We start from the raw sequence: 22,963 nt of genomic DNA on the forward strand, positions 1-22,963 counted from the left end.
CCGCTCAGGTCATATAGCTGCGAACCAGCGCGCCGGCGATCAGCGACCAGCCATCGGCGATCACGAAAAAGGCCAGTTTGAACGGCAGGGATACGGTTGCCGGCGGAACCATCATCATCCCCATCGACATCAGAACCGCAGCCACCACCAGGTCGATGATCAGGAACGGCAGAAAGATCAGGAACCCGATCTGAAAGGCCCGCGCGATCTCGGACAGCATGAAGGACGGCATCAGGATGGACAGCGGCGCCTCGGCCGACAAGGCGATCGCATCGCCACCGGGTCGCAGGGCGGCCATGGCGTGAAACGTGTCGGCATCCAGCCGCGCGGCCATGAAGGCCCGGAACGGCCGGATCGCGATATCCAGCGCCGGCTCCACCTCCATCGTTTCCTCGACCATCGGGCGGATGCCCGTGACCCAGGCTTCGGAAAAGACGGGCTCCATTATGAAGTAGGTCAGGAACAGGGCCAGGCTGACGATCAGCATATTGGGGGGCGATTGCTGCAAGCCGATGCCTTGCCGGAGAATGGCGAGAACGGTGATCAGAAACGGAAAGCAGGTGATCATGATCGCCAGCCCCGGCGCGAGGCTGAGCACGGTGATCAAAAGGATCAGCTGGATGGTCCGCGCCGAGATCGATCCGCCGTCTCCCAGTGACAGCGACAAGTCCTGCGCTGCGGCAAGCGACGGGGACAGGGTCGCCAGCGCCAGCACCAGCCAGAGCAGCAACCGCATCAGCCGATTCCGTTTTGCAGATCCGCGATTTCGGTCAGGCGCACGGCCAGTTGCCCGGCCTGGTCGCCCTCCATCTCTTCCAGCAGGCCGCGGGCGACCAGTTGATCGCCGACATACAGATCAACAGGGTCCTCGATCCGCTTGTCCAGCGTCAGCACTGCGTTTTCGCCCATGCTGAGCAAATCGCGGATCAAGGGCCGGGCGCGGCCGACCGAAACCGTGACCTCGATCGGGACGGCTTCGAACGGGTTGGATTTCTCGGGTTTTGGCGATTGCGGTTCACTCATTGGTTACTGCCTCATTTGCCTCAAAAACATAAGCGTCGAACGCGACGGCCACCGCGGCGAGCAGCCCGTCGCAATCCACTTCGCGCCGGGTCGTGCCGACCTGAAGTCGGGCTTGCCCGGCCTGCATCGACGGGTCTGCGACAACCTGTGTGGGAACGGACAGGTCCTGCGGCATCATGGCCTCCACCTGTTCCGCGCTGCCTTCGGGCACAAAAATCTGCATCGGCTGGCCAAGCTGTTCGCGCGCCATATCGGTCAGTTGTTCAACCAGCCGGGCAGCAAAGCCGCGATCCAGCATCTCGGGCAGGACGACCTGGACCAGGCTCTGGAACATCGGCTCCAGCGACAGGGCCATCCGGTTTGCCGCCTCGTGATAGGTAAAGGACATGTCGCCAAGCGAATTGGCCAGCCCGGCCGAAACCTGCGCCTGGCTCTGCTCCTGCGCCTGAACCGCGTCTTCCCAACCGGCGCTGTACCCTTGTTCAAAGGCGGCCAGCCGCTGTTCCTCCAACGCGTCCTCGTCCAGCAGATGCAGCTTGCCGCCGCCGGCCTGCAGGGTGAAATCCTCAAGAAGATGGGCAATCGACATCACACACGTTCCTCCCCTTCTTCCAGCCAGCTGCGCAGGATTTCGACGGTCTCCTCCTGCTTGTCGCCGATCATTGCGCGCAGGTGATCCACCGGGTCCGCGCCGGGTTGCGACGCAAGGGCCGGAACGTCGCCGGCGGGCGCCTGCCCCGGGATAGGCACGAATTGTCCGCTTTCATCTGTCGCGATTTCACCGGTCAGATATGCGTCAGACTCAGGCGCGGTTCCGGCTGGCAACAGGGCCGGGGCGACAGTTGGCTTCGTCAGGATCGGTCGGATCACGAACAGCCCCAATACCAGCGACACCGCGGCCAGAACCGCCATCTGGATCAGCGACATCGCGTCGAAATGCACCTTTTGCCAGAGCGAGGCCGAAGCCACCGTCCCCTGCGGCTCGACAACCGGAAGGTCCAGAGATTTCAGCGTGATGACGTCCCCGCGCTCTGCGTCGAACCCGACGGCCGAGGCGACCAGTTCCTGCAAGGCGTCCATTTCGGAGGCCGGCATCGGCACAAAGGTCTCAACCCCGGCCGCATCCACCGAGCGGGTCCCGTTCACCAATACCGCCACCGTCAGTCGCTTGATTGCACCGGGGGCGGTGTGCACTTCCAGTTCGGTTTCGGAAACCTCGTAATTCACCCGCTCACGCGTCTGCGTCGCCGTGGAATTCGATTCGTCACCACCGGCCCCGTCGCCGTCGGGCAGGTTCGAGGCGACAGTGACATCGGCGCTCTGGTTGCGGGCACTGTCCGAGCGTTCTTCGACATCGGTGCTGATGGCGACACGCCCCTTCGGGTCAAAGCGTCGCTCGCGGATGGATTCGGTTTTGGTCACCGTATCGACGCTCACCTCGACCACGGCATTCCCGGCCCCGACGCGGGCTTCAACCAGCCGCATGACGCGTTCGCGCAACTGGCGGGCCTTGTCATCGGCTGTATCGGCAGCAACGGCGGTCTCCTGCGCTCCGATCACTGCGCCGTTGGAATCGATGACCGCGACATTCTCGGGCGCCAGACCACTGACCGCCGAGGCGACAAGGAACCGGATCGCCTTGGCCTGATCGGACGTGATCTGCGCACCCGACGACACCAGATAGACCGAGGCCGTTGGTGCAACGCTGCGCTGAAACGGGTTGGTCGAGCCGTTGGCGATGTGAACCCGTGCCTGGCTGACATGAGGACTGCCAACAATGGTGCGGGCCAGCTCCCCCTCTTTCGCGCGCCAGTAGGCGGCATCGAACATCTGCGATGTGGTGCCGAACCCGCTGAGCGTATCCAGCAGCTCATATCCCCGGTTGCCATTGGCAGGCAGCCCTTCGCTGGCCAGAGTCATGCGCAGCTCATCCCGTTGCGATCCGGGCACATAGATCGAGCCGCCGCGAATTTCATACGGAACCCCGCGCTGATCCAGCGAACGGACGATATCCCCCGCCGCCCCGCTTTCCAGCCCCGCGTAAAGCAGGGTCATCGACGGCGCGGTCACCAGTCGCGACATCGCCAGAACTCCGAGAAACACCAGCACAACAGCACCGGCGACGATGATTTGTTTCCGCCTGTCCAAACTTGCCCAGACAGTTCCGATCTGCTGCACGCTCACCTCCGACTCGCCGACATTCTGCCCGGCGCATCCCCTGTTTGGACGATTGCCCTTAACAATCGGTTAGTCCCTGCCGGGTTATGACGACAGCAGATTGGAAAGATGAGGACGTCATGACTGACGCAAATGCTGAACCGGCAGAAACCCCGGAAAAATCTGGGAAAAAAGGGATGATTGTCGGGGTGATTCTGGCCCTGGCCGGGGCCGCTGGCGGGTATTTCCTGACGACTTCCGGGATATTGCCTTTTGGCGGCAAGCCCGCGGTGGACCAGGCCGGGCAAATGGAAAAGGGCGAGCCGGCGAAAGCTCTGCCAAAGGTTGCGTTCGTTGATCTGCCCCCGGTCATCCTTTCGGTGAACGCCGGTGATTCGCGGCATCTGAAGTTTCACGCCCAGTTGGAAGTAAACGCGGATTACACCGCCGATGTGGAAAAGATGAAACCGCGAATCATGGACGTTCTGAACGGCTATCTGCGTGCCATCGAAGTGTCGGATCTTGAGGATTCTCTGGCCCTGATGCGCATCCGCGGTCACCTGCTGCGACGCATCGAGATCGTCGTCGGCGAAGGCCGGGTGCGCGACGTTCTCGTGATGGAATTCGTATTGAATTAGGAGGCGAAGTTGGAGCTGATTGCAGATATTTTGCTGGTCGCCGGCGCGCTGGGTGCGGGACTTTATTGTTTCGTACTGTCCCGGCGGCTCAAACGGTTCACCGATCTGGAGAAAGGTGTCGGCGGCGCGGTCGCGGTGCTGTCCACGCAGGCCGAAGAGCTGAAGAAATCGCTCGGCTCAGCGCGCGAAGCATCGGACCGGTCGGGCGCGGCCCTGAAAGACCTGACCGAACGGGCGGAATCAGTGGCGCAGCGGCTGGAACTGATGATGGCATCCATGCATGACGTCATTTCCGAAGATGTCGCAGAACCGGGACCACAACCGACTGACAGTAAAGCCGAACCGGAGCCGGTTGCTGATGATAATCCGCCGGTTGCTGATGCGCCTTCGGTTGCCGACGCACCGGAACAAGAAGCCGCCAAAACATCGGAAAACAAGCGCCCCGGCGGGTTGATGTTTTTCCGGCATGATCGCAACCGAAGCGAGGCCGCGACATGACTGCGCCGGCCAGTAATAAGCGACCAAAGGGTGGTGTGCTTGCGCTGATATCGCTGCTGATGATCGGGTCGGCGGCGATTCGGCTGGGGCTTGAGGCTGGCCCGGCCCTGGCGAAAGGTGCCGAGCCGACCACGCCTGCCTCTGGAAGCGCGACGCCGGAACTTCCGGGCGCGCAGGTTTTGCTGACCGAATTGCTGCGCCGCGAGGACGCCCTGAATCAACGCGAGGCGGCGGCGCTGGACAAGGAAATGGCGCTGGCCCTTGCCGATCAGGCAATTGAGACCCGCCTTACCGCGCTGTTGGAGGCCGAGGAAGCCCTGCGCACGACCCTCGCCATCGCGGAAACGGCGGCCGAAACCGACCTGACGCGGCTGACCGATGTCTACCAGAACATGAAACCGAAAGACGCCGCCGCCCTGTTCGAAACGATGGACCCAAGCTTTGGCGCAGGCTTTCTGTCGCGCATGCCGCCGGACGCGGCCGCCGGCATTCTGGCCGGGCTCAGCCCCGAGGCCGCCTATACGATCAGCGTGATCATGGCCGGCCGAAACGCCTCTGCCCCGCAGGAATGATGCTGATGCTCTTCAACCGCGCCCTGGAATTTGCTGGAGATCTCCCATGATCGGAATACTCGGAATTGTCATCATCTTCGCCATGGTGTTCGGCGGTTATCTGGCTGCGGGTGGCAAGATGGCCATCATCCTGAAATCGCTTCCATTCGAGATGATGATGATCGGCGGAGCCGCCGTCGGGGCGTTTCTGATCAGCAACGACATGAGCGCGGTGAAACACACCGCCAAAGACATGGGCAAAGTGTTCAAGGGCCCGAAATGGAAGCCCGAGGATTATCGCGATCTGCTGTGTCTGCTGTTTTCGCTGATCCGCATCGCAAAGGCCAACCCGGTCGAGGTCGAACAGCATATCGAGGACCCGGAAAACTCTTCTGTGTTCTCAGCCTATCCCAAGATTCAGGCCGATAGAGAAGCGGTGGACCTGATCTGCGACACGATGCGGTCAGCGGCGATGAATTACGACGATCCGCATCAGGTAGAAGAGGTGCTGGACAAGCGGATGGAGGCCAATTTCCACCATGCCATGCATTCCAGCCATGCCCTGCAAACCGTTGCCGATGGTTTGCCCGCGCTGGGGATCGTGGCCGCGGTTCTGGGGGTGATCAAGACGATGGGATCCATCGACCAGCCGCCCGAAGTGCTGGGCAAGCTGATCGGCGGCGCGCTGGTCGGTACGTTCCTGGGTGTGTTTCTGGCTTATGGGTTGGTCGGTCCCTTTGCCGGAAAGCTGAAGGCCGTGGTCGAGGAAGACAACCATTTCTACCAGCTGATCAAAGAGGTTCTGGTCGCCAATCTGCACAATCACAACCCGGCCATGTGTATCGAGGTCGGCCGCCAGAACACGCCGACCCATAACCGCCCGGACTTCACCGAGCTTGAAGAGGCGCTGAAAGAAGTTAAACAGGCGGCGGCATGATCCGGTTCGCGATAGTGCTGTCAGCCCTGATCTTGGTCGCAGGCAACGCCACCGCGCGTGACGCGACTGTGCGGTCGGGTGAACATGACGGGTACACAAGGCTGGTCGTGCAGGTGCCGCCCGACACCGGATGGGCTCTGAAACACACCAAGAACGGCGCCCGCCTGAACGTCGCGCTGGAGGATGTGACGTTCCGGACGGAATCCGTCTTTCAACGCCTCACCAATGACCGGCTGGCGACCATTTCGCAGACAGAGCCCGGGGCTGCGCTTGAGATCGAGTTTGGGTGCGACTGCGCAGCCTCGGCCTTTCTGTTCCAGGACACGATGATCGTGATCGATATCGCGCCCGGTCCCGTATTACCGGATATCGCCGGGAATATCCCGCCCCCGGTGCTGCCAAAGGCCGTCAGTCCGGCCAATCCGCCGCGTGCGGTGGAAACCTTCGATGCGCTGTCGTTGCCGTTGTTCAATCAGAACGCGCAGGGGCTTGAAAATCAGCTTTCCACCCGGCTCTTGCAGGGTGTCGACCGCAATATTGTCGATCTGAACATTGCGCCGGTTGGGCCGAGGGCGTCCGCCTTGAACCAAAGCCTGTTCATACCGCCCGAACTGGAATTGAACGTCAGCGTGACATCGGTTCTGGACGACCTGAACGGTCTGCTGGGTCCGCACATACCGCAGCTGGAACGGCGGCCGCCCTGCATTTCCACTGCCGAACTGGCCTTTGAAAACTGGTCCGACAACCGTCCCTTCCCTGACCAGATAGCTGCGCTGCGATCCGGGTTGTTTCAGGAATTCGACGCTCTTGATGAAAGCCGCGCCCTGCGGCTGGCCAAACTCTATGCCTATTCCGGATTTGGTGCGGAATCGCTGAGGATGCTTGATCTGCTTGCGGAACCGTCCCAGGAATCCGCCCGGATATCGGCCATCGCCCGGGTTCTGGACGAGGACCGGCAGGATGAAACCAACCCGTTTGCAGGATTGCAGCGCTGCGACAGCGATGCCGCCCTGTGGGCGACGTTGACCGAGGGCAGTTTGCAGTCGGACGCCAACCTGACCGCGATCGAACAATCCTTCGCGCGGCTGCCGGATCACCTGCGGCGCCATGTCGGGCCGCCGCTGTCCGACATTCTGGTGGATGCGAACCGGCTTGAGGCCGCACGCAGGGTGTTGCGTTCGGTCGACCGCGTTCAAAGCCGGACCAGCCCAGATGTCACGCAGGTCAGGGCCAGGGTCGCGACTGCGGAAGGCGATGACATGGCGTCCGAATCCTTGCTGTCCGAGGTCATTTCAGCCCCGGACGCCGCGCTGGAAGCGCCGCTGGCACTGGCGCGGCTGGTCGACAAACGCTGGCTGGACCGTGGTGCGGTATCACCTCAGGAACTGCACCTTGCAGCCTCTTACACCGTCGAGTTCCGCAATTCCGAAATCGGGTCCCTGATGCGCCGGACCCATGCCCTGGCCCTGAGCCTGGCGCATGAATTTGACGCTGCACTGGACGTGCTGTCCGGCTTACAGACAGAGGCGGAAAATCAAGAGGCCCTGAACCGCGTGGTACTGATCCTGACCGAACGGGCCGATGATGCCACATTTCTGCGGCGTGTATTGGCCCTGCCCCAGAAGCAAGTTCAGAGCCTAACGACCGACACCGCCATAGCAGCAGCCGGCAGATTGGCGAGGCTGGGATTTTCAAGACAGGCCGCGTCGCTGGCGAAACGACCGCAGGACAGGCTCGAACGCAGAGCGCGTGCCCGGATCAGGGCGCAGGCGGCGTTGTTGAGCCAGCGGCCGCATCAGGCAATGCTCGAATTGGCGGACGACACATCACCTGAGGCAACCGCGCTCAGGGCCAAGGCACTGCTGGCGGCAGGCGATTTTCAGGCGGCGGCGGATCAGATGCGCATCGCAGGCGATCCGGATCAGGCGAACAGGCTATTCTGGCTGGCCGGTTTGCCGGATCACGCCGAGGTTGAGGTTGGCGCAAAATATGGCCCGGTGGCTGAGGTGACGCAATCTCTGCTGACCGCTCCGCCCCGCCAACCGGAAACGCCGTTGGCGGAGGCCACGCGCCTGCTGCGGGACAGCGCGGAAACTCGGCAACGGATTTCTGAGTTGTTCGCGGCGCTCGGGCAGGATTAGCGTTCCCGCATTATCCCGGTCTTGCTTTGCCAACAAGAAACGCGCTGGCGCTGGTGTCCAGCCCTGAACCCGAATCCGGAAAGAAAGTCAGTGCTCCGGAGGATCAAACAGAAGCGGCGACAGATCGGCATATCGGGACCCGGGTTCAACCCAATCCAGTATGGCGGCGCGGATGGCTTCGGCGCGAGCGTCACCGATGACCGGAGCGGCAAACTCGGTGAACTTCGCGATCACCTCATCGCGGCTGATCGGGGCTTCGGGGCCGCCGCGGGCGTGAATGTCACCGGACTCCAGCACGCGCCCCTCTGTGGTGACGATGCTGACATCCGCCCAGCGCCCTTGGGGGAAGCGTATATTGTGGCGATCGCATTCGGCAACGGTGATCCGTGACATCAGATTGGCCACGGTCGGATCGGACAGACCCGCGCCCGAGATATGTTCGACGCCGATCCTGCCATGAATCGCCTGCACGGCGACAGCAAAGGGCAGGGAATACTGGGCCTGCGACGTCGTGCCGGGCATGCCGGCAAAAAGACAGGCCGCCTCATGGAAACTGTTGACCTGAATCGCCCGAATCTGAGTGTGGTCGAGGTCGTGCGTTTGAATCACCGCCCGCACCCCGTCGATAGCGGCGTGGGCCCAGCGGCAGATCGGGTAGGGTTTCACATATTGATGTTCGACCTGCCAGAACTCGCCCAGATCGGTCCAGTGCGGCGCGGCGCTTTCGGCCTCGATCGTGATGGCAGGGGCGCCGGTAAAGCCGCGCTCGGCCAGAATGGCAGACGACAGGCCAACCAGCGCGCCCCAGCCCGATCCGTCATGCAGCATTGTGGGATTGGCAATCTCGCGCATCATCTGGCTGCGCGGACCGTGGTATTCGGCAATCCCCAGCGCCTGCCGCATCTGTTCTTGTGTCAGCCCCCTCAACCGTGCGGCCATGGCCACGACGCCCAGTGCGTTCCACGCGCCGGAGGTGTGGTAATCAGAAACGGACGCATGCAGCGACAATCCCGCGCGCCCGGCAATTTCATATCCGGTTATCACCGCGCCCAACGCCTCGGGGCCGGTCAAATCCGGGCAATGTTCAGCGAGCGCCACCAGCGCCGGCAGGACAACCACGCCGATATGTCCTTTGGTCGGGTTATACCCGTCATGCCCATCCAGATTGTCGGTCTGGGTGGCGGCGGCATAGGCGGCCCCGGCAAGGCTGACCGGTCGGCCATCGAACATCATCCGCGCGCCATAGGCGGCGTCTGTGCTGGCAAAAAGCAGCGCCGCCGTGTCGCGCGCGATGACCCCGGCCTCCATCGGACCGGACGCGATCAGGATGCCCATCGTGTCCAGCATCATCAGGGCCGCAGCCTCTTTGGCGCTGTCGGGCATCTCCGCTGCGGGTCGCTTCAGGGCAAAGTCGGCAACGCGGTCGAATGTGGATGTCATTTGACCGGTTCCATGACGGGTTGCGTGACATCGCGCAATCGGTGGCCTGCGGGGTCAAACGGCGGCTCGGTCAGCAGCCGGGCCTTGTGGGGCTTGCCCAGTATGAAGACCTCGACCGTGTCACCGGGCTGCGCCACCTTTGGATCGGCATAGCCGATCGCCAGGGATTTTCCGACCGAATAGCCATAGGCCCCCGAGGTCACTCGCCCCACCGGCGTGCCGTCCGGGGTAAAGATCGGCTCGCCGCCTGTTGCATCCGCGTCGGTCGCTTCGACCTCGAAAATCGACAGAACCTCGCGTGGGGCGTTGTCCCTGATGGCCAGGTAGGCGTCTTTATGCAGAAAATCCTTGTCCAGCTTGATCAGACCCGCCAGCCCGACCTCCTGCGGCCAGTATTCCTGAGAATATTCCCGGCCCCAAGACCCGTAGCCCTTTTCGATGCGCAGAGACCCCAGCGCGCGACCACCGACCGGACCGCCGCCGAGTTCTTTCGCGGCCTCCAGAAGCGCTGAATAGAGTCGGGTCTGGTCCTCTTCCGCGCAGTGCAGCTCCCAGCCCAGATCGCCGGTAAAGCTGACGCGGATTGCCAGGCAATCGACGCCTGCGACCTCAATCCTGCGCGAGCGCATGAAGCGGAATCCTTCATTCGTCAGGTCGGCATTTGTCAGGCGTTGCAGCAGATCACGCGATCCTGGCCCGGCGACATTGAAACCGGCTATGCGGTTGGTGGCGACCTCAAAACTTGTGCCTTCGGGCAGATCGACCATGTTGAAGAACCGCTGGTGATAGCGTTCGGCCATGCCGGACCCGATCATCATGTATTCGTCTGCGGCGACCTTGGTGATGGTGAAATCTCCGGCCACGCCGCCACGCACGGAAATCAGCGGCGTCAGGCAGGAGCGCCCGATCTCGGTCGGCACCCGGTTGGCAACCAACCGGTCCAGCCAGCCCTGGGCGCCCGGCCCTTTGACCACGTAGTTGGCGAAGTTTGAGATGTCGATGACGCCGACCGCCTCGCGCAGCATCCGAACTTCCTGGCCGACCGGTTCAAACCAGTTCTGACGGGTGAACCCGTTGGTTTCGGCCACCCCCGGCTGATCGGCGAACCAGAGCGGATGTTCCCAGCCGCAGTTCAGGCCAAAGACACCGCCCATGTCCTTTTGCATCTGATAGGCCGGGCGCATGCGGGCAGGGCGTCCGGCGCTGCGTTCCTCATTGGGGAAATGGATGGCGAAGCGATGGGTATAGACATCCTCGACCCGCGCCCTGGTGAATGCCTTGTCGGCCCAGTCGCCGAACCGCGCCAGGTCCCAGGCGAACATGTCATATTGCGGTTCGCCTTCGATCATCCACTGGGCCGACAGCAGGCCCAGACCCCCGGATTGGGAAAAGCCCGGGATGATGCCGGTGCAGCAGAAATAGTTCTTCAGTTCCGGCACCGGCCCCCAGATCGCATTGGAATCCGGCGACCAGATCATCGGCCCGTTGATCACCCGCTTGACCCCTGCCGTGGCTGCCACGGGCACGCGTTCAGTGGCGCGGATGACGTTTTCCATGATCCGGTCCAGATCGTCGGGGAACAGGTCGTGGGCGAAATCCAGCGGGGTGCCGTTTTCCGCCCAGAACCGCATGTCCCTCTCATAAGCGCCGATCAGCAGACCATTGCCTTCCTGACGGAAGTAATACTCGCCATCGCGATCCGCGATGGACGGCAGGCGTCGGCCCAGCGCCGCGACCTCATCAATCGCTTCGGTGACGAAATACTGATGCTCGGTCGGTTGCAGAGGCAGTTCGATCCCCGCCAGCGCCGCCACTTCTCGCCCCCAGAGACCACCTGCATTGACCACCCATTGGGTATGAATATCACCCTTTTCGGTGCGCACGATCCACGAGCCGTCAGGCTGCGGATCCGTCCCTGTTACGGGGCAAAACCGCTCAATCGTGGCCCCCATTGCCCGCGCACCGGCGGCATAGGCATGGGTCACACCCGAAGGGTCCACATTGCCGCCATCGGGTTCGAACATGATGCAACGGATGTCGTCGAACTGCGCCAGCGGGTGCAGTTCCATTGCCTGCTCGCGGCTGACCTCATAGAAGTTGAGGCCGTAGAACCTGGCTTTGGCCTCTTGCAGGCGCAGCTGATGTTCGCGGTCTTCGGTCTGCGCCAGATACAGAGAGCCGGACTGAAATACGCCGCAGCCCTGCCCGGTTTCCTTCTCCAGCTCTTTATACAGGTTCATCGTATAATGCTGGATGCGGGTGATGTTGTTGTTGTCATGCAGGCCGTGAATGTTCGCGGCCGCGTGCCAGGTTGAACCAGAGGTCAGTTCGTCGCGCTCCAGCAGCACCACGTCGGTCCAGCCGAGCTTGGCCAGATGATAGAGGATCGAACAGCCGACAAGCCCGCCTCCGATCACAACGGCCTGAGCGTGGGTTTTCATGAGCGCGACCTCCTGCTGCGGGCGCGCGGATCAGCGCCCCTGCAGGAAAGTCAGCCACAGGTCACAGCCAGCTTATGCTCTGTTCCCGACGCGAAATGTCGGGAACAGAGCCCGGATAGCCGGTTTTGATCAGTAGGGCGCCTCGACATCGTTCATCGAGACATAGACCGTCTTCATTTCGCTGAAGTGGTTGATCGCCAGTTTCGAATTCTCACGCCCGACACCGGACATTTTCGACCCGCCGAACGGGGCTTCGACCGGGGCCAGATTATAGGTGTTGATATAGCAGGTGCCCGCTTCGAACCCCGCCACGATACGGTGGGCGCGGGTCAGGTCGTTGGTGAAGACGCCTGCGGCCAGTCCGAATTCGGTGTCATTGGCGCGGGTCAGAACCTCTTCCTCGGTGTCGAAATCCAGCACCGACATGACCGGGCCAAAGATCTCCTCGCGCGCGATGGTCATGTCATCGGTCACATCTGCGAACACGGTGGGCTGCATGTAAAACCCGTCGCCGTCGATCCGCGTGCCGCCATAGACCAGTCGTGCGCCTTCGGCCTTGCCCTTTTCGACATAGTCCAGCGCGATGTTCATCTGGTTTTCGCTGACCATGGGGCCAAAATTGACATCCTCGTCCAGCGGATCGCCGATCTTTGCGGTCGCCAGACGTTCGGACAGGCGGGTCAGAAACGCCTCTTTGATGCCTTTCTGCACAAAGACGCGGGTGCCGTTGGAACAGACCTGGCCCGAAGAATAGAAATTGCCCAGAATCGCGCCCGAGACGGCGTTTTCGATGTCGGCGTCGTCGAACACGATCATCGGGGACTTGCCGCCCAGTTCCATCGTGACATGCTTCATGCCATCGGCGGCAGCGGCATAAACCTTGCGGCCGGTCGGCACCGAACCGGTCAGCGAAACCTTGGCCACACGCGGATCGGTCACCAGCGAAGCGCCCACGTCGCCATAACCCTGAATGACGTTATAGATTCCCTTGGGGGCACCGGCCTCGATCAGAATCTCGGCCACTTTCAGCGCCGACAGGGGCGTTGTCTCGGACGGTTTGAATACCATGGCGTTGCCGCAGGCCAGCGCCGGGGCACCTTTCCAGCAGGCGATCTGGGTCGGGTAATTCCACGCGCCGATGCCGACGCAGACACCCAGAGCCTCGCGGATGGTATAGACGAAATCGCCGCCGCCCAGAGGGATGTGCTCACCGGTCAGGGACGCGGCCAGACCGCCGAAATATTCCAGCGCGTCGGCACCGCTTGTCGCATCGGCCACCAGAGTTTCCTGCAGGGGTTTGCCGGTGTCATGAGTTTCCAGAATCGACAGTTCGCGGTTGCGCTCGCGCATGATGTCGGCGGCGCGGCGCAGAACCCGGCCACGCTCGGTCCCGGACAGCGCGGCCCATTCGGCCTGCGCCGCTTTGGCGCTGTTTAGAGCCTGATTCACGATCTCGGGCGTCGCTGAATGCAGCCGCGCGATGACCTCTCCGGTGGCCGGAAAGATCACGTCGATCGGCGCGCCGCCGGTGTCTTCGATATATGCGCCGTTGATGAAATGGCTCGCCTTGGGCTGAAACTTCATGCCGCGTCCTTTTTTGTGCAAGGTGCCCGCGGGTGACGCCCGGGGACGGTTTCTTTCGCGTCTATAGTTAATTGATTGATCAGTCAACAAAACCGGATGCCGGCAACTTCTTGCCCAGCGCCGCCATGCCCACTTGAAAGAAAATATTAATGTTCTACTTATGTTCTACATAGTCAGAGGATCGCCCGATGGCCCAATACTCGCGAAATACCGCCCTGAGCGGCTCGTCAAACGACTATCACCTGCTGCCCGTCACGGACCGGCAGCTGCGCTATGCTCGCGCCATCGCGCAGCAATCCGCACTGGAAATCCCGGCCGAGGCGCAGCGCGACCGTCAGTCCATGTCCACCTGGATTTCGGCGCATAAACCGGCTGATCCATCGCCATTTGCCAATTACCCGACCGGCAAGCAGGTTGCCTTTGCCGAGCGGATTTCGCGCAGCAAGCGCCGCCCGATTCCGGCAGAGTGTTTTCGGGACAAACAGATGATGTCGCGCTGGATCGACAGCAACAGGTAACCCGGCGCTGCGACCCTCAGCGGCCGTGGGTGCGCGTGTAGAGGGCGACGGCGGCGGCGACGAACATGCCCAGCAGGATATAGCCCGTCACAGCTTCGGCCACGGCCAGCCCGCGGCACAGGCCTACGGGGGTCATGTCGCCATATCCGACGGTGGTGAAGGTGACGTAAGAGAAATACAGGATATCGGCCGGCCCCTGTGCACCGAGCACGCAGTTTCCGGTATATCCGAAGGCGCCATAGACGGCGGCGAACAGAAACGGCACCACCTGAATGAAGGACACGCCCATCAGGAACAACAGCCTGCGCGGCGATTTTACCTGTGTCATGTAAAACCAGGATTGCGACACGATCCAAAGCACCAGCCCTACCGCTGCCAGCGTGCCGATCGTGTCCCCGGCGGTGGCCTCGCTGAGGCGCGACAGGCCGAACCACGCGAAGAAGCTGGCCACAACCATCCCGACCGCCGCCAGCAAGGTCGATTTCCATTCTTCCAAAGTTGTGGGTTTACGGGACATTACACCTCGGGCCGGATTGCGTGACCCCGATCATCCAAATTCCTGCGCCCGCCCGCAACAGGAATTGCAGACGGGTCTAAACGGCCCCCAGATGCTCCTGCCCGCGCTGGCGGGCCAGCAGGATCTGCTTCTGACGCTCGCGGAACCGCATCTTGTCGGCCTCGGTCGTCTCGTCGATGCACCGATGGCAGGTGACGCCATGTTCATATTCCGGGCGTTTCATATCCTCGGGCAGGATCGGGCGGCGGCAGCCGTGACACAGGTTATGCGGTCCCTCGACCAGTCCGTGACCGACCGAGACACGGTTGTCGAACACGAAACACTCACCCTGCCAGGTGCTGTCGTCGGCGGGCATCTCCTCAAGATAGCGCAATATACCGCCTTTTAGGTGGTAGACATCCTCGACCCCCTGCCCCAGCAGGTAGTTGGTGGATTTCTCGCAGCGGATACCACCGGTACAGAACATCGCCACGCGTTTGTTGTGGAAACGCTCTTTGTTTGCCTCCCACCACGCCGGGAAATCGCGGAAGCTGGCGGTTTCAGGGTCTATTGCGCCCTCAAACGTGCCAATCGCCACCTCGTAATCGTTGCGGGTGTCTATCACAACTACATCGTCCGAGCGGATCAGGTCGTTCCAGTCCCCGGGCTCGACATAATGGCCGACGCGTGCGCGCGGATCGACATCCGGCTGCCCCATGGTCACGATCTCTTTCTTCAGGCGCACCTTCATCTTGCCAAAGGGCGGATGATCCGAACCGGCCTCTTTCCATTCCAGATCGGCACAGCCGGGCAAGGCGCGAATATTGGCCAGAACCGCATCAATCCCGGCGCGGGGGCCGGCGATTGTGCCGTTGATCCCCTCTTTCGCCAGCAACAGCGTGCCCTTGACAGACCGGGCGCGGCACAGCTCCAGCAGCGGCTCGCGCAGGGCGGCGTGATCCGGAAAACGGGTGAAGTGATAGAGAGCAGCGATCGTATACATGCGCGCGGTCTAAACCTGCGCGCGCAGAGTCGCAAGAGACCGGATTGACGCCCCCTGCCCGGCACCCTACCGATAGGGCAACCGAAAGCGAGGCCCCCCATGACCCATGCCCTGATCGTAATCGATGTCCAGAACGATTTCTGCCCCGGCGGCGCGCTGGCCGTACCCGGAGGGGATGAGATCGTGGCCCCCATCAATGCAATGATGGACAGGTTCGACGCGGTAATCCTGACGCAGGACTGGCACCCGGCCGGGCATTCCTCCTTTGCCAGTTCTCATGCCGGTAAATCCGCCTACGAGATGACCGAAATGCCCTATGGCCCGCAAGTGCTGTGGCCCGACCATTGCGTTCAGGGTACGCAGGGTGCGGCCTTTCATTCGGATTTGCGCACTGATGGCGACCTGATTATCCGAAAAGGGTTCCGCTCAGCCATTGACAGCTATTCCGCGTTTTTCGAAAACGACCAGACCACTCCGACCGGCCTTGAGGGGTATCTGAACACGCGTGGCATCCGCAAGCTGACGATGGTGGGGCTGGCGACTGATTTCTGCGTCCACTATTCGGCCGTGGACGCTGCCCGGCTTGGGTTCGACGTGACCGTGCAGATGGACGCCTGCCGCGCGATCGATCTGGACGGGTCTCTGGCGGCGGCCGAAACGGCGATGCGCGAGGCGGGCGTGTCCCTGGCCTAAGGCGCCGCCCCGGCAGAGGCCAGGTATCTGAGCACCAATATCAGGATCACGGCCAAACCCAGTGAAATGCCGATGCGCCCCTGAACCGTTCGGCGCTTCGGCTTGGCTGGCATTGCCGGGCTTGGCGTCGGGGCAGTGTCCGGGGCTTCTTTGATGGTCTCAGGCAACGGTTGCGCTTTTTTAACGTTTTCAATGAACTGCCCCAGATCGAACGCGCCGCAATATTCGCCGCGAACCCCCATATCCCGGATATTTGCAAACAGCGTGCGCAGAATGCGTTCGCGATGGGCTGAGTCCGATGTGCGGTAAAAGCCGCGCGAAACATCGCTTCTGACCGGTTCAAGATCGAATCCGGCCCGCTGGAAAATATCCCGGATTTTCGGCGAGGCGGCCCGCAGGGCCTCGGCCGTTCTGACATCACGAAAGACCGCGCGCGCAATCGGCGCACCTGACGGTGCTGACTTGGAATCCGTTTCCCCAGCTTCAGTCGTTACAATGTCAAAATCGTACTCGAGAACCATTCACAGTCTTAACCTTGTCTTTCCATCCCCTCTTCCCACTAACCGGTGAAAAGAACACACAATATGCTCGATTTGTGACCTGACCTTGTCATTGTTGTCGATCCGGCGACTCTTGCCATTCCAGGCACCTATTGATCTAACAACGGAAATCGCAGGAGTTCCCCATGGTCGATATTGCGACACGCGTGTACAATCATAAATGGAAGATTGACCCGATTGTCCGGTCTTTGATCGACACGGATTTCTACAAACTGCTGATGTGCCAGTCAGTGTTTCGAAATAAGCCCCAAACCGACGTTGTTTTCTCGCTGATCAACCGGTCGAATCACATTCCGCTGGCGGAATTGATCGACGAGGGCGAGCTGCGCGAACAGCTGGATCACATCCGGTCGCTGAGCCTGAGCCGCGGGGAAAGCACCTGGCTGCGCGGCAACATGTTCTATGGCAAGCGGCAGATGTTCCGTTCGGATTTCATGGAATGGTTCGAAAACCTACGTCTGCCGGCCTATCATCTGGAACGCAAGGGCGACCAGTACGAACTGACCTTCGAAGGCAAATGGCACGAGGTGATGCTGTGGGAAATTCCGGCGCTGGCGGTGCTGATGGAGCTGCGCTCGCGTGCGGTTCTGAACCATATGCGCCGGTTTGAACTTCAGGTGCTGTATGCCCAGGCCATGACGCGGGTCTGGGAAAAAATCGAACAGTTACGGGGTATTGGCGGGCTGGGCATCGCCGATTTCGGCACTCGGCGGCGACATTCCTTCCTGTGGCAGGACTGGTGCGTTCAGGCCATGATCGAGGGGCTGGGCCCGTCCTTCACCGGCACTTCGAACTGCCTGATCGCCATGCGGCGCGAGGTCGAGGCCATCGGCACCAACGCCCATGAGCTGCCCATGGTCTATTCCGCGCTGGCCGACAGCGATGCGGACCTGGCGCAGGCGCCTTATGACGTTCTCAGCGACTGGCACGACGAACATGACGGCAACCTGCGCATCATCCTGCCCGACACCTACGGAACCCAGGGTTTTCTGGACCGCGCCCCGGATTGGCTGGCCGGCTGGACGGGCATCCGTGTCGACAGCGGCGACCCGGCGACCGGGGCGGAAACGGCGATCAACTGGTGGGAATCGCGCGGCGAAGATCCGATGCAGAAACGCGTGATCTTTTCAGACGGTCTGGACGTGGACAAGATCCGCGAGTTGCACAGCCAGTTTGCCCACCGAACCAAAGTCTCGTTCGGTTGGGGCACATTGCTGACCAATGATTTCCGCAAGCTTGTCCCGGGTGACGCGCTGGCACCGTTTTCGCTGGTCTGCAAGGCGGTATCGGCCAATGGCCGCCCAACCGTGAAACTATCGGACAACCCGGAAAAGGCGATGGGTCCGAAGGACCAGATCGAACGCTACAAACGGGTGTTCGGCGTTGGGGCCCAACAGGCGATCGAGGTGATCGTTTAGACCCTAACCATGGTATGCAGCGACCGTTTTCACCTGTGAGAATCCAAACAGGGCCTCAAACCCCTTTTCGCGGCCATGGCCGGATTTACCTACCCCGCCGAAGGGAAGTTCAACCCCGCCGCCCGCGCCGTAATTGTTGATGAACACCTGACCCGACCGCAGGTTTTTCGCCAGCCGCATCTGCCGCGCCCCGTCTCGGGTCCAGATGCTGGCGACCAGCCCGTATTCGGTGGAATTGGCGATCCGCACCGCGTCCTCTTCGGCGTCGAACGGGATCAGAACCTGAACCGGGCCAAAGATTTCGTCCTGGGCCAGAACATGGTCGGGAGGGACGTCGGCAAACAACGTGGGCTGAACATAGGCCCCGTTCGCGGGCGCGTGATCTACGATCCGCCCCTGCGCCGCGATATCCAGATCGGCGCCCCGGGTCAGGAAACCCGAAACAATCTCTTTTTGCCGGGCCGAGATCAGGGGACCAACGCGCAAATCCTCGTGCGCCGGGCCGACAGTCAGATCGGCATAGGCCGCAGCCATCCGGGCCCTGACCTGCGCATAAGCGCCGCGCTGCACCAGAATGCGGGACGAGGCTGAACAGGTCTGCCCGGCATTCTGAATCCCTGCATTCACCAGAAACGGCAGCGCCGCGTCCAGATCGGCGTCGTCAAAGACCAGTTGCGGGGATTTCCCCCCCAGTTCCAGCGTCACCGGCACCACGTTGCGCCCCGCCGCCTGCTGCACCAGCGCACCCGTGGCGACGGACCCGGTGAACGAGATATGGTGCACGCCCGGATGCCCCGACAGCGCCGCCCCGGCCTCGGACCCCAGTCCGGGAACGACATTCAGTGCCCCGGCGGGCAGACCGGCCTGTTGCGCCAGATGGGCAAAGGCCAGTGCGGTCAGACAGGCCTCTTCCGCCGGTTTCAGGACACAGGCATTGCCCATTGCCAGCGCCGCCCCGACCGAGCGGCCGATGATCTGCATCGGATAGTTCCACGGCACGATATGGCCCGTGACCCCGTGCGGCTCGCGCAGGGTGTAAACCGTATAACCGTCGAGATAGGGAATGGTTTCACCCATTACCTTGTCCGCGGCACCACCGTAGAATTCGCAATAGCGTGCCAGCGCAACAGCGTCTGCTCGCGCCTGCGACAGCGGCTTGCCGACATCCATCGCCTCCAACGCGGCCAGATCATCGACGCGTTCCAACACCAGTTGCCCCAGACGGGTCAGGATACGCCCCCGCTCCAGCGCGGTTTTGCGGCCCCAGTCGCCATCCAGCGCGGCCTGCGCCGCCGCCACCGCTGCGTCGATATCCGCACCTATGCCGCGCGCGATCCGGCAAATCTCGGACCCGTCCGACGGGTTGATCATCGGAATATCCGCCTGTGACGCGGGATGGACCCATGCGCCACCGATCAGGCACAGGCTGGGATCGAACCAGAGGGGTTTGGACATGAGGCGCTCCGTTTCGGCTCTAATACAGGGATTTCAGGCCACCTTTCCCCCAATCTCGGGCAGCGTCGGCGCCGCTTCGATCAGGGTGCGGGTATAAGGGTGTTGCGGGTCGGTAAAGACCTGCTCGGTCTCGCCCTGTTCGACGATCCGGCCTGCCTGCATCACCAGAACCCGGTCGGTGATCGTGCGCACAACGCTCAGGTCGTGGCTGATGAAGAGGTATGTCAGATCGTAAGCCGCGCAAAGCTCGGCCAGCAGGTCCAGGATCTGCGCCCGGACCGAGACATCCAGCGCCGATACCGCCTCGTCAAACAGGATCAGTTCGGGGCGGATGATCAGGGCGCGGGCGATGGCGATCCGCTGCCGCTGCCCGCCCGAGAACTCGTGGATATACTTGCCCGCATCATCGGGGCTGAGACCTACGGCGTGCAGCATCTCGGCAATCCGGTCCTGACGTTCCGTCCCGGTGGGCGGCGTGTCCAGCAGGTGAAACGGCTCGGTGATCAGGCGGGCGACGCGGTGTCGCGGGTTGAAGCTGCCATATGGGTCCTGAAACACCACCTGCATCTTGCGCCGAACGGCCAGGTTGGGTTTGTGACCCGCGAAGACAGGCTGACCATCCAGGCGGATTTCGCCGCTCTGTACCTCCTCCAACCCTAAAACTGCCCGTGTCAGGGTCGATTTTCCGCACCCCGACTCGCCCACCAGGCCCAGACGCTCGCCCTTGTTCAGGACAAAGCTGACATGGTCCACCGCGCGGTGGCTTCCCGGCGTGCCGAACAGGCGTTTCCGGGGCAGGCGATAGTCCCGGACAACCTGCGTCACCTCAAGCAGCGGGCGCGGGTGTAGAGGCTCCGGCAGCGCCACCTGATGGCCCGACGCCTCGAACAACATGCGGGTATAGGGGTGCTGCATGTTGCGCAGCAGATGGTCGGTGGCACCGCATTCGACCACTGCGCCGTGGCGCATCACCACGATCTGATCGGCCAGACCGGCGACAACCGCCAGATCGTGGGTGATCATCAGCAGGCCCATGCCATATTCGCGCACCAGCCCCCGCAGCAGATCGAGGATCTGCGCCTGTGTGGTCACATCCAGCGCCGTGGTCGGCTCATCGGCAATCAGCAGCGTCGGGCGCAGGGCGATGGCCATGGCGATCACGACGCGCTGGCGCTGACCGCCCGACAATTCGTGCGGAAAGCGGGTCAGCGGGAACCGGTCGGGCGGCAGGCCAACGCGCGTCAGTACCTCCTGCGCGCGTGTGCGGGCCTGCGGCGCAGGCATGGCTTTATGGATCAGGATGGTTTCCATCACCTGATCGCCGATCGTCTTGACCGGGTTCAACGCGGTCATCGGTTCCTGAAACACCATACCGATCGACGCGCCACGCAGGGCACACATCTCATCCTCGGGACAGTTCTGAAGGTCCCGGCCCTGCAAACGGATCGCGCCCTGTGCCGATGCCCCCGACGGCAAAAGTTGCATCACCGCAAGCGCGGTCATCGACTTGCCCGATCCGCTTTCGCCGGTCACGGCCACGATCTGACCTGGCGCGATGGACAGGCTGACCTGTTTCAGGATGTTTATGCCGTGGATCGACAGGGACAGGTTTTCGATCTCAAGCAAGCTCATGCGCGGGCCACCCTGATCCGGGGATCGAGCCAGTCGCGCAGTCCGTCGCCCAGAAGGTTCAGACCCAGCACCGTGACGATGATCGCCAGCCCCGGGATCAATGCCAGATGCGGGGCGAAACTGACCATGGTCTGCGCATCGGCCAGCATCCGCCCCCAGCTGGGCGTGGGCGGTTGCGCGCCCAGACCGACATAGGACAGGCCCGCCTCGGCCAGAATGCCCAGAGAGAACTGGATGGTGCCCTGCACGATCAGCAGGTTGGCGACATTGGGCAGGATATGCTCGGCCGAGATTCGCGACGCGCCCTTGCCCGACACGCGAGCAGCCAGAATGAACTCCCGCTCCCACAGGGACAGCGCCGCGCCGCGGGTGATACGGGCGAAGACGGGGATGTTGAAGATTCCGATGGCAATGATGGCGTTGATGGCGCCTGCGCCGAAAACGGCCGTGATCAGGATGGCGATGACCAGCGACGGGAAGGCAAAGACTAGATCGTTGCCGCGCATGATCAACTCATCCAGCCAGGACCCCTTGCGTGCGGCCGCCGTCAGACCCAGCGGCACGCCCAGCGCCATGCCGATGCCCACGGCGACCAAGGCCACGGCGATCGACGTACGCGCGCCGACCATGATCATCGAGAACATGTCGCGCCCGAAATGATCGGTGCCGAACCAGTGCAGCGCGTTCGGGGGCTGCAGCTTGTAGGGAATGTTCAAGGCCGCATATTCGTAGGGCGTCCATACGAACGAGACCAGCGCCGCCAGCAACACCAGCGAGGACAACAGCGCCCCAAGGGTCAGGTTGCGGCTCATGTCCGGCTCCTCAGGCGGGGGTCGACGGCGGCATAGGCGAGATCGACCAGAAAATTCACCGTGATGACGGCAAAGACCAGCAGCATGACAACCGATTCCACGACGATCAGGTCCCGCGCGGAAATCGCCTGAAACACCAGCCGCCCGAGACCGGGCAGGTAGAAGACCTGTTCGATGATGATCGACCCCGCCAGCAGGAAGGAAAACTGTAATCCGATGATGGTCAGGACCGGGATCAGAGCATTGCGCACCCCGTGCCGCCACAGCACCTGACGACGCGTCAGCCCTTTGGCGCGGGCGGTGCGCATGAAATCTTCGCCCAGAATATCCAGCAGCGCCGACCGCATGACCCGGGCCAGAATTGCCGCCTGCGGCAGGGCCAACGCAATCGCGGGCAGGGTCAGCGAATGCAGCCCGGTCCAGACGCCTTTGTCCCAGCCGGCAAATCCGCCGGCATTGAACCAGCCCAGATTGATGGCAAAGATCAGCACCAGCATCATCGCGAACCAGAAATTCGGAACTGCAATGCCCAGCTGCGTTGCCCCCATCACCGTCAGGTCACCCGGCCAGCCGCGGCGCGCGGCGGCATAAATACCGGCGGGAAAGGCGATCAGGGTGGACAGAGTCAGCGCATAAAGCGCCAGAGGCAGCGACACCCAAAGCCGGTCCGCGATCATCTGCGACACCGGCGTGCGATAGGTGTAGGAGGTGCCGAAATCCCCCACCAGCATGCCGCCGACCCAGTTGAAATACCGCTGCGCTTTCGAGACATCCAGCCCAAGTTCGGCCCGCAGCGCTGCCAGCGTGTCGGCCTGCGCATTCACACCCAGCATGAAAGAGGCCGGATCGCCCGGCGCTACCTCGATCACGGCGAAAATGACCACTGAGGCCACGATCAGGCTGATGACCAGTGAAAGCAAACGTTTGAACGCATAGTGCAGCATCAGGACCACGTTAGGGTCACAG

At 62.2% G+C, this 22,963-nt stretch carries 22 protein-coding genes; 8 read left to right on the forward strand and 14 right to left on the reverse strand.

Features of this window, described 5'->3' with window-relative positions:
• Window positions 1–4: 4 nt before the first annotated feature.
• The 4 genes from fliP to fliF are packed head-to-tail and all read right to left on the reverse strand — an operon-like array spanning window position 5 to window position 3,201.
• Window positions 5–736: a flagellar type III secretion system pore protein FliP gene (gene fliP / locus ACR0D8_RS13710; RefSeq protein ID WP_480647265.1), complete on the reverse strand. Its 732-nt coding sequence runs from the start codon at window positions 734–736 to the stop codon at window positions 5–7.
• On the reverse strand, window positions 736–1,023 hold the full coding sequence (locus ACR0D8_RS13715; RefSeq protein ID WP_480647267.1) for a FliM/FliN family flagellar motor switch protein: 288 nt from the start codon (window positions 1,021–1,023) through the stop codon (window positions 736–738). Before ACR0D8_RS13715 ends, fliP begins: the two co-directional genes overlap by 1 nt.
• Window positions 1,016–1,612 carry a FliH/SctL family protein gene (locus tag ACR0D8_RS13720; RefSeq protein ID WP_480647269.1) on the reverse strand — a complete coding sequence of 199 codons (597 nt, stop codon included), beginning with the start codon at window positions 1,610–1,612 and terminating at the stop codon, window positions 1,016–1,018. Before ACR0D8_RS13720 ends, ACR0D8_RS13715 begins: the two co-directional genes overlap by 8 nt.
• On the reverse strand, window positions 1,612–3,201 hold the full coding sequence (gene fliF, locus ACR0D8_RS13725; RefSeq protein WP_480647270.1) for a flagellar basal-body MS-ring/collar protein FliF: 1,590 nt from the start codon (window positions 3,199–3,201) through the stop codon (window positions 1,612–1,614). The genes ACR0D8_RS13720 and fliF overlap by 1 nt, the downstream gene beginning before the upstream one ends.
• Before the next feature lie 119 nt (window positions 3,202–3,320).
• Between fliF and ACR0D8_RS13730 the strand changes: the two genes are divergently transcribed.
• Genes ACR0D8_RS13730 through ACR0D8_RS13750 form a run of 5 tightly spaced genes read left to right on the forward strand, consistent with a single transcriptional unit; the run spans window position 3,321 to window position 7,945 of the window.
• On the forward strand, window positions 3,321–3,818 hold the full coding sequence (locus ACR0D8_RS13730; RefSeq protein ID WP_480647272.1) for a flagellar basal body-associated FliL family protein: 498 nt from the start codon (window positions 3,321–3,323) through the stop codon (window positions 3,816–3,818).
• Between the two features lie 9 nt (window positions 3,819–3,827).
• Window positions 3,828–4,316 carry a hypothetical protein gene (locus tag ACR0D8_RS13735; RefSeq protein ID WP_480647274.1) on the forward strand — a complete coding sequence of 163 codons (489 nt, stop codon included), beginning with the start codon at window positions 3,828–3,830 and terminating at the stop codon, window positions 4,314–4,316.
• Window positions 4,313–4,888: a MotE family protein gene (locus tag ACR0D8_RS13740; protein WP_480647276.1), complete on the forward strand. Its 576-nt coding sequence runs from the start codon at window positions 4,313–4,315 to the stop codon at window positions 4,886–4,888. The genes ACR0D8_RS13735 and ACR0D8_RS13740 overlap by 4 nt, the downstream gene beginning before the upstream one ends.
• 46 nt (window positions 4,889–4,934) lie before the next feature.
• Window positions 4,935–5,804 (forward strand): flagellar motor stator protein MotA, encoded by an 870-nt coding sequence (gene motA, locus ACR0D8_RS13745; protein WP_480647278.1) that lies wholly within the window; start codon window positions 4,935–4,937, stop codon window positions 5,802–5,804.
• Window positions 5,801–7,945 carry a tetratricopeptide repeat protein gene (locus ACR0D8_RS13750; protein WP_480647279.1) on the forward strand — a complete coding sequence of 715 codons (2,145 nt, stop codon included), beginning with the start codon at window positions 5,801–5,803 and terminating at the stop codon, window positions 7,943–7,945. Before motA ends, ACR0D8_RS13750 begins: the two co-directional genes overlap by 4 nt.
• Window positions 7,946–8,032: 87 nt before the next feature.
• Here ACR0D8_RS13750 and ACR0D8_RS13755 read toward each other — a convergent pair whose 3' ends face one another.
• The 3 genes from ACR0D8_RS13755 to betB all read right to left on the reverse strand — a co-directional run bounded on the left by ACR0D8_RS13755 (window position 8,033) and on the right by betB (window position 13,410).
• A complete protein-coding gene (locus ACR0D8_RS13755; RefSeq protein ID WP_480647281.1) occupies window positions 8,033–9,385 on the reverse strand; it encodes an MmgE/PrpD family protein in 1,353 nt (450 codons plus the stop codon).
• Window positions 9,382–11,826, reverse strand: coding sequence for a GcvT family protein (locus ACR0D8_RS13760; RefSeq protein WP_480647282.1), 2,445 nt, complete (start codon window positions 11,824–11,826; stop codon window positions 9,382–9,384). Before ACR0D8_RS13760 ends, ACR0D8_RS13755 begins: the two co-directional genes overlap by 4 nt.
• Window positions 11,827–11,955: 129 nt before the next feature.
• Window positions 11,956–13,410, reverse strand: coding sequence for a betaine-aldehyde dehydrogenase (gene betB / locus ACR0D8_RS13765; protein WP_480647284.1), 1,455 nt, complete (start codon window positions 13,408–13,410; stop codon window positions 11,956–11,958).
• 188 nt (window positions 13,411–13,598) lie between these two features.
• Between betB and ACR0D8_RS13770 the strand changes: the two genes are divergently transcribed.
• Entirely contained in the window at window positions 13,599–13,928 is a 330-nt protein-coding gene (locus ACR0D8_RS13770) for a hypothetical protein (protein WP_475156740.1), read from the forward strand.
• Between the two features lie 16 nt (window positions 13,929–13,944).
• Here ACR0D8_RS13770 and ACR0D8_RS13775 read toward each other — a convergent pair whose 3' ends face one another.
• Both ACR0D8_RS13775 and trhO read right to left on the reverse strand, forming a co-directional pair.
• Complete coding sequence (locus ACR0D8_RS13775) at window positions 13,945–14,445, reverse strand: ion channel (protein WP_475156738.1); 501 nt, start codon at window positions 14,443–14,445, stop codon at window positions 13,945–13,947.
• A 76-nt stretch (window positions 14,446–14,521) separates the two neighbouring features.
• Window positions 14,522–15,427, reverse strand: a complete 906-nt coding sequence (gene trhO / locus ACR0D8_RS13780) for an oxygen-dependent tRNA uridine(34) hydroxylase TrhO (RefSeq protein WP_480647286.1) — start codon at window positions 15,425–15,427, stop codon at window positions 14,522–14,524.
• Between the two features lie 99 nt (window positions 15,428–15,526).
• Here trhO and pncA point away from each other — a divergent pair, with 99 nt between their 5' ends.
• Complete coding sequence (gene pncA, locus ACR0D8_RS13785; RefSeq protein ID WP_480647288.1) at window positions 15,527–16,120, forward strand: bifunctional nicotinamidase/pyrazinamidase; 594 nt, start codon at window positions 15,527–15,529, stop codon at window positions 16,118–16,120.
• On the opposite strand, the gene ACR0D8_RS13790 is transcribed toward pncA, so the two are convergent.
• A complete protein-coding gene (locus ACR0D8_RS13790) occupies window positions 16,117–16,641 on the reverse strand; it encodes a hypothetical protein (RefSeq protein ID WP_480647290.1) in 525 nt (174 codons plus the stop codon). The two genes, pncA and ACR0D8_RS13790, sit on opposite strands and share 4 nt — an antisense overlap.
• 164 nt (window positions 16,642–16,805) lie before the next feature.
• On the opposite strand from ACR0D8_RS13790, the gene pncB reads away from it, so the two are divergent.
• On the forward strand, window positions 16,806–18,098 hold the full coding sequence (gene pncB, locus ACR0D8_RS13795) for a nicotinate phosphoribosyltransferase (RefSeq protein ID WP_480647292.1): 1,293 nt from the start codon (window positions 16,806–16,808) through the stop codon (window positions 18,096–18,098).
• Between the two features lie 3 nt (window positions 18,099–18,101).
• Here the strand turns inward: pncB and ACR0D8_RS13800 are convergent, their stop codons facing one another.
• The 4 genes from ACR0D8_RS13800 to ACR0D8_RS13815 are packed head-to-tail and all read right to left on the reverse strand — an operon-like array spanning window position 18,102 to window position 22,941.
• Window positions 18,102–19,553 (reverse strand): aldehyde dehydrogenase family protein, encoded by a 1,452-nt coding sequence (locus tag ACR0D8_RS13800; protein ID WP_480647294.1) that lies wholly within the window; start codon window positions 19,551–19,553, stop codon window positions 18,102–18,104.
• A 33-nt stretch (window positions 19,554–19,586) separates the two neighbouring features.
• Window positions 19,587–21,185 (reverse strand): ABC transporter ATP-binding protein, encoded by a 1,599-nt coding sequence (locus ACR0D8_RS13805; RefSeq protein WP_480647296.1) that lies wholly within the window; start codon window positions 21,183–21,185, stop codon window positions 19,587–19,589.
• Window positions 21,182–21,997, reverse strand: a complete 816-nt coding sequence (locus ACR0D8_RS13810) for an ABC transporter permease (protein ID WP_480647298.1) — start codon at window positions 21,995–21,997, stop codon at window positions 21,182–21,184. The genes ACR0D8_RS13805 and ACR0D8_RS13810 overlap by 4 nt, the downstream gene beginning before the upstream one ends.
• Window positions 21,994–22,941 (reverse strand): ABC transporter permease, encoded by a 948-nt coding sequence (locus ACR0D8_RS13815; protein WP_480647299.1) that lies wholly within the window; start codon window positions 22,939–22,941, stop codon window positions 21,994–21,996. Before ACR0D8_RS13815 ends, ACR0D8_RS13810 begins: the two co-directional genes overlap by 4 nt.
• Window positions 22,942–22,963 lie beyond the last annotated feature (22 nt).

This window comes from Ruegeria sp. BG10 (assembly GCF_056538575.1).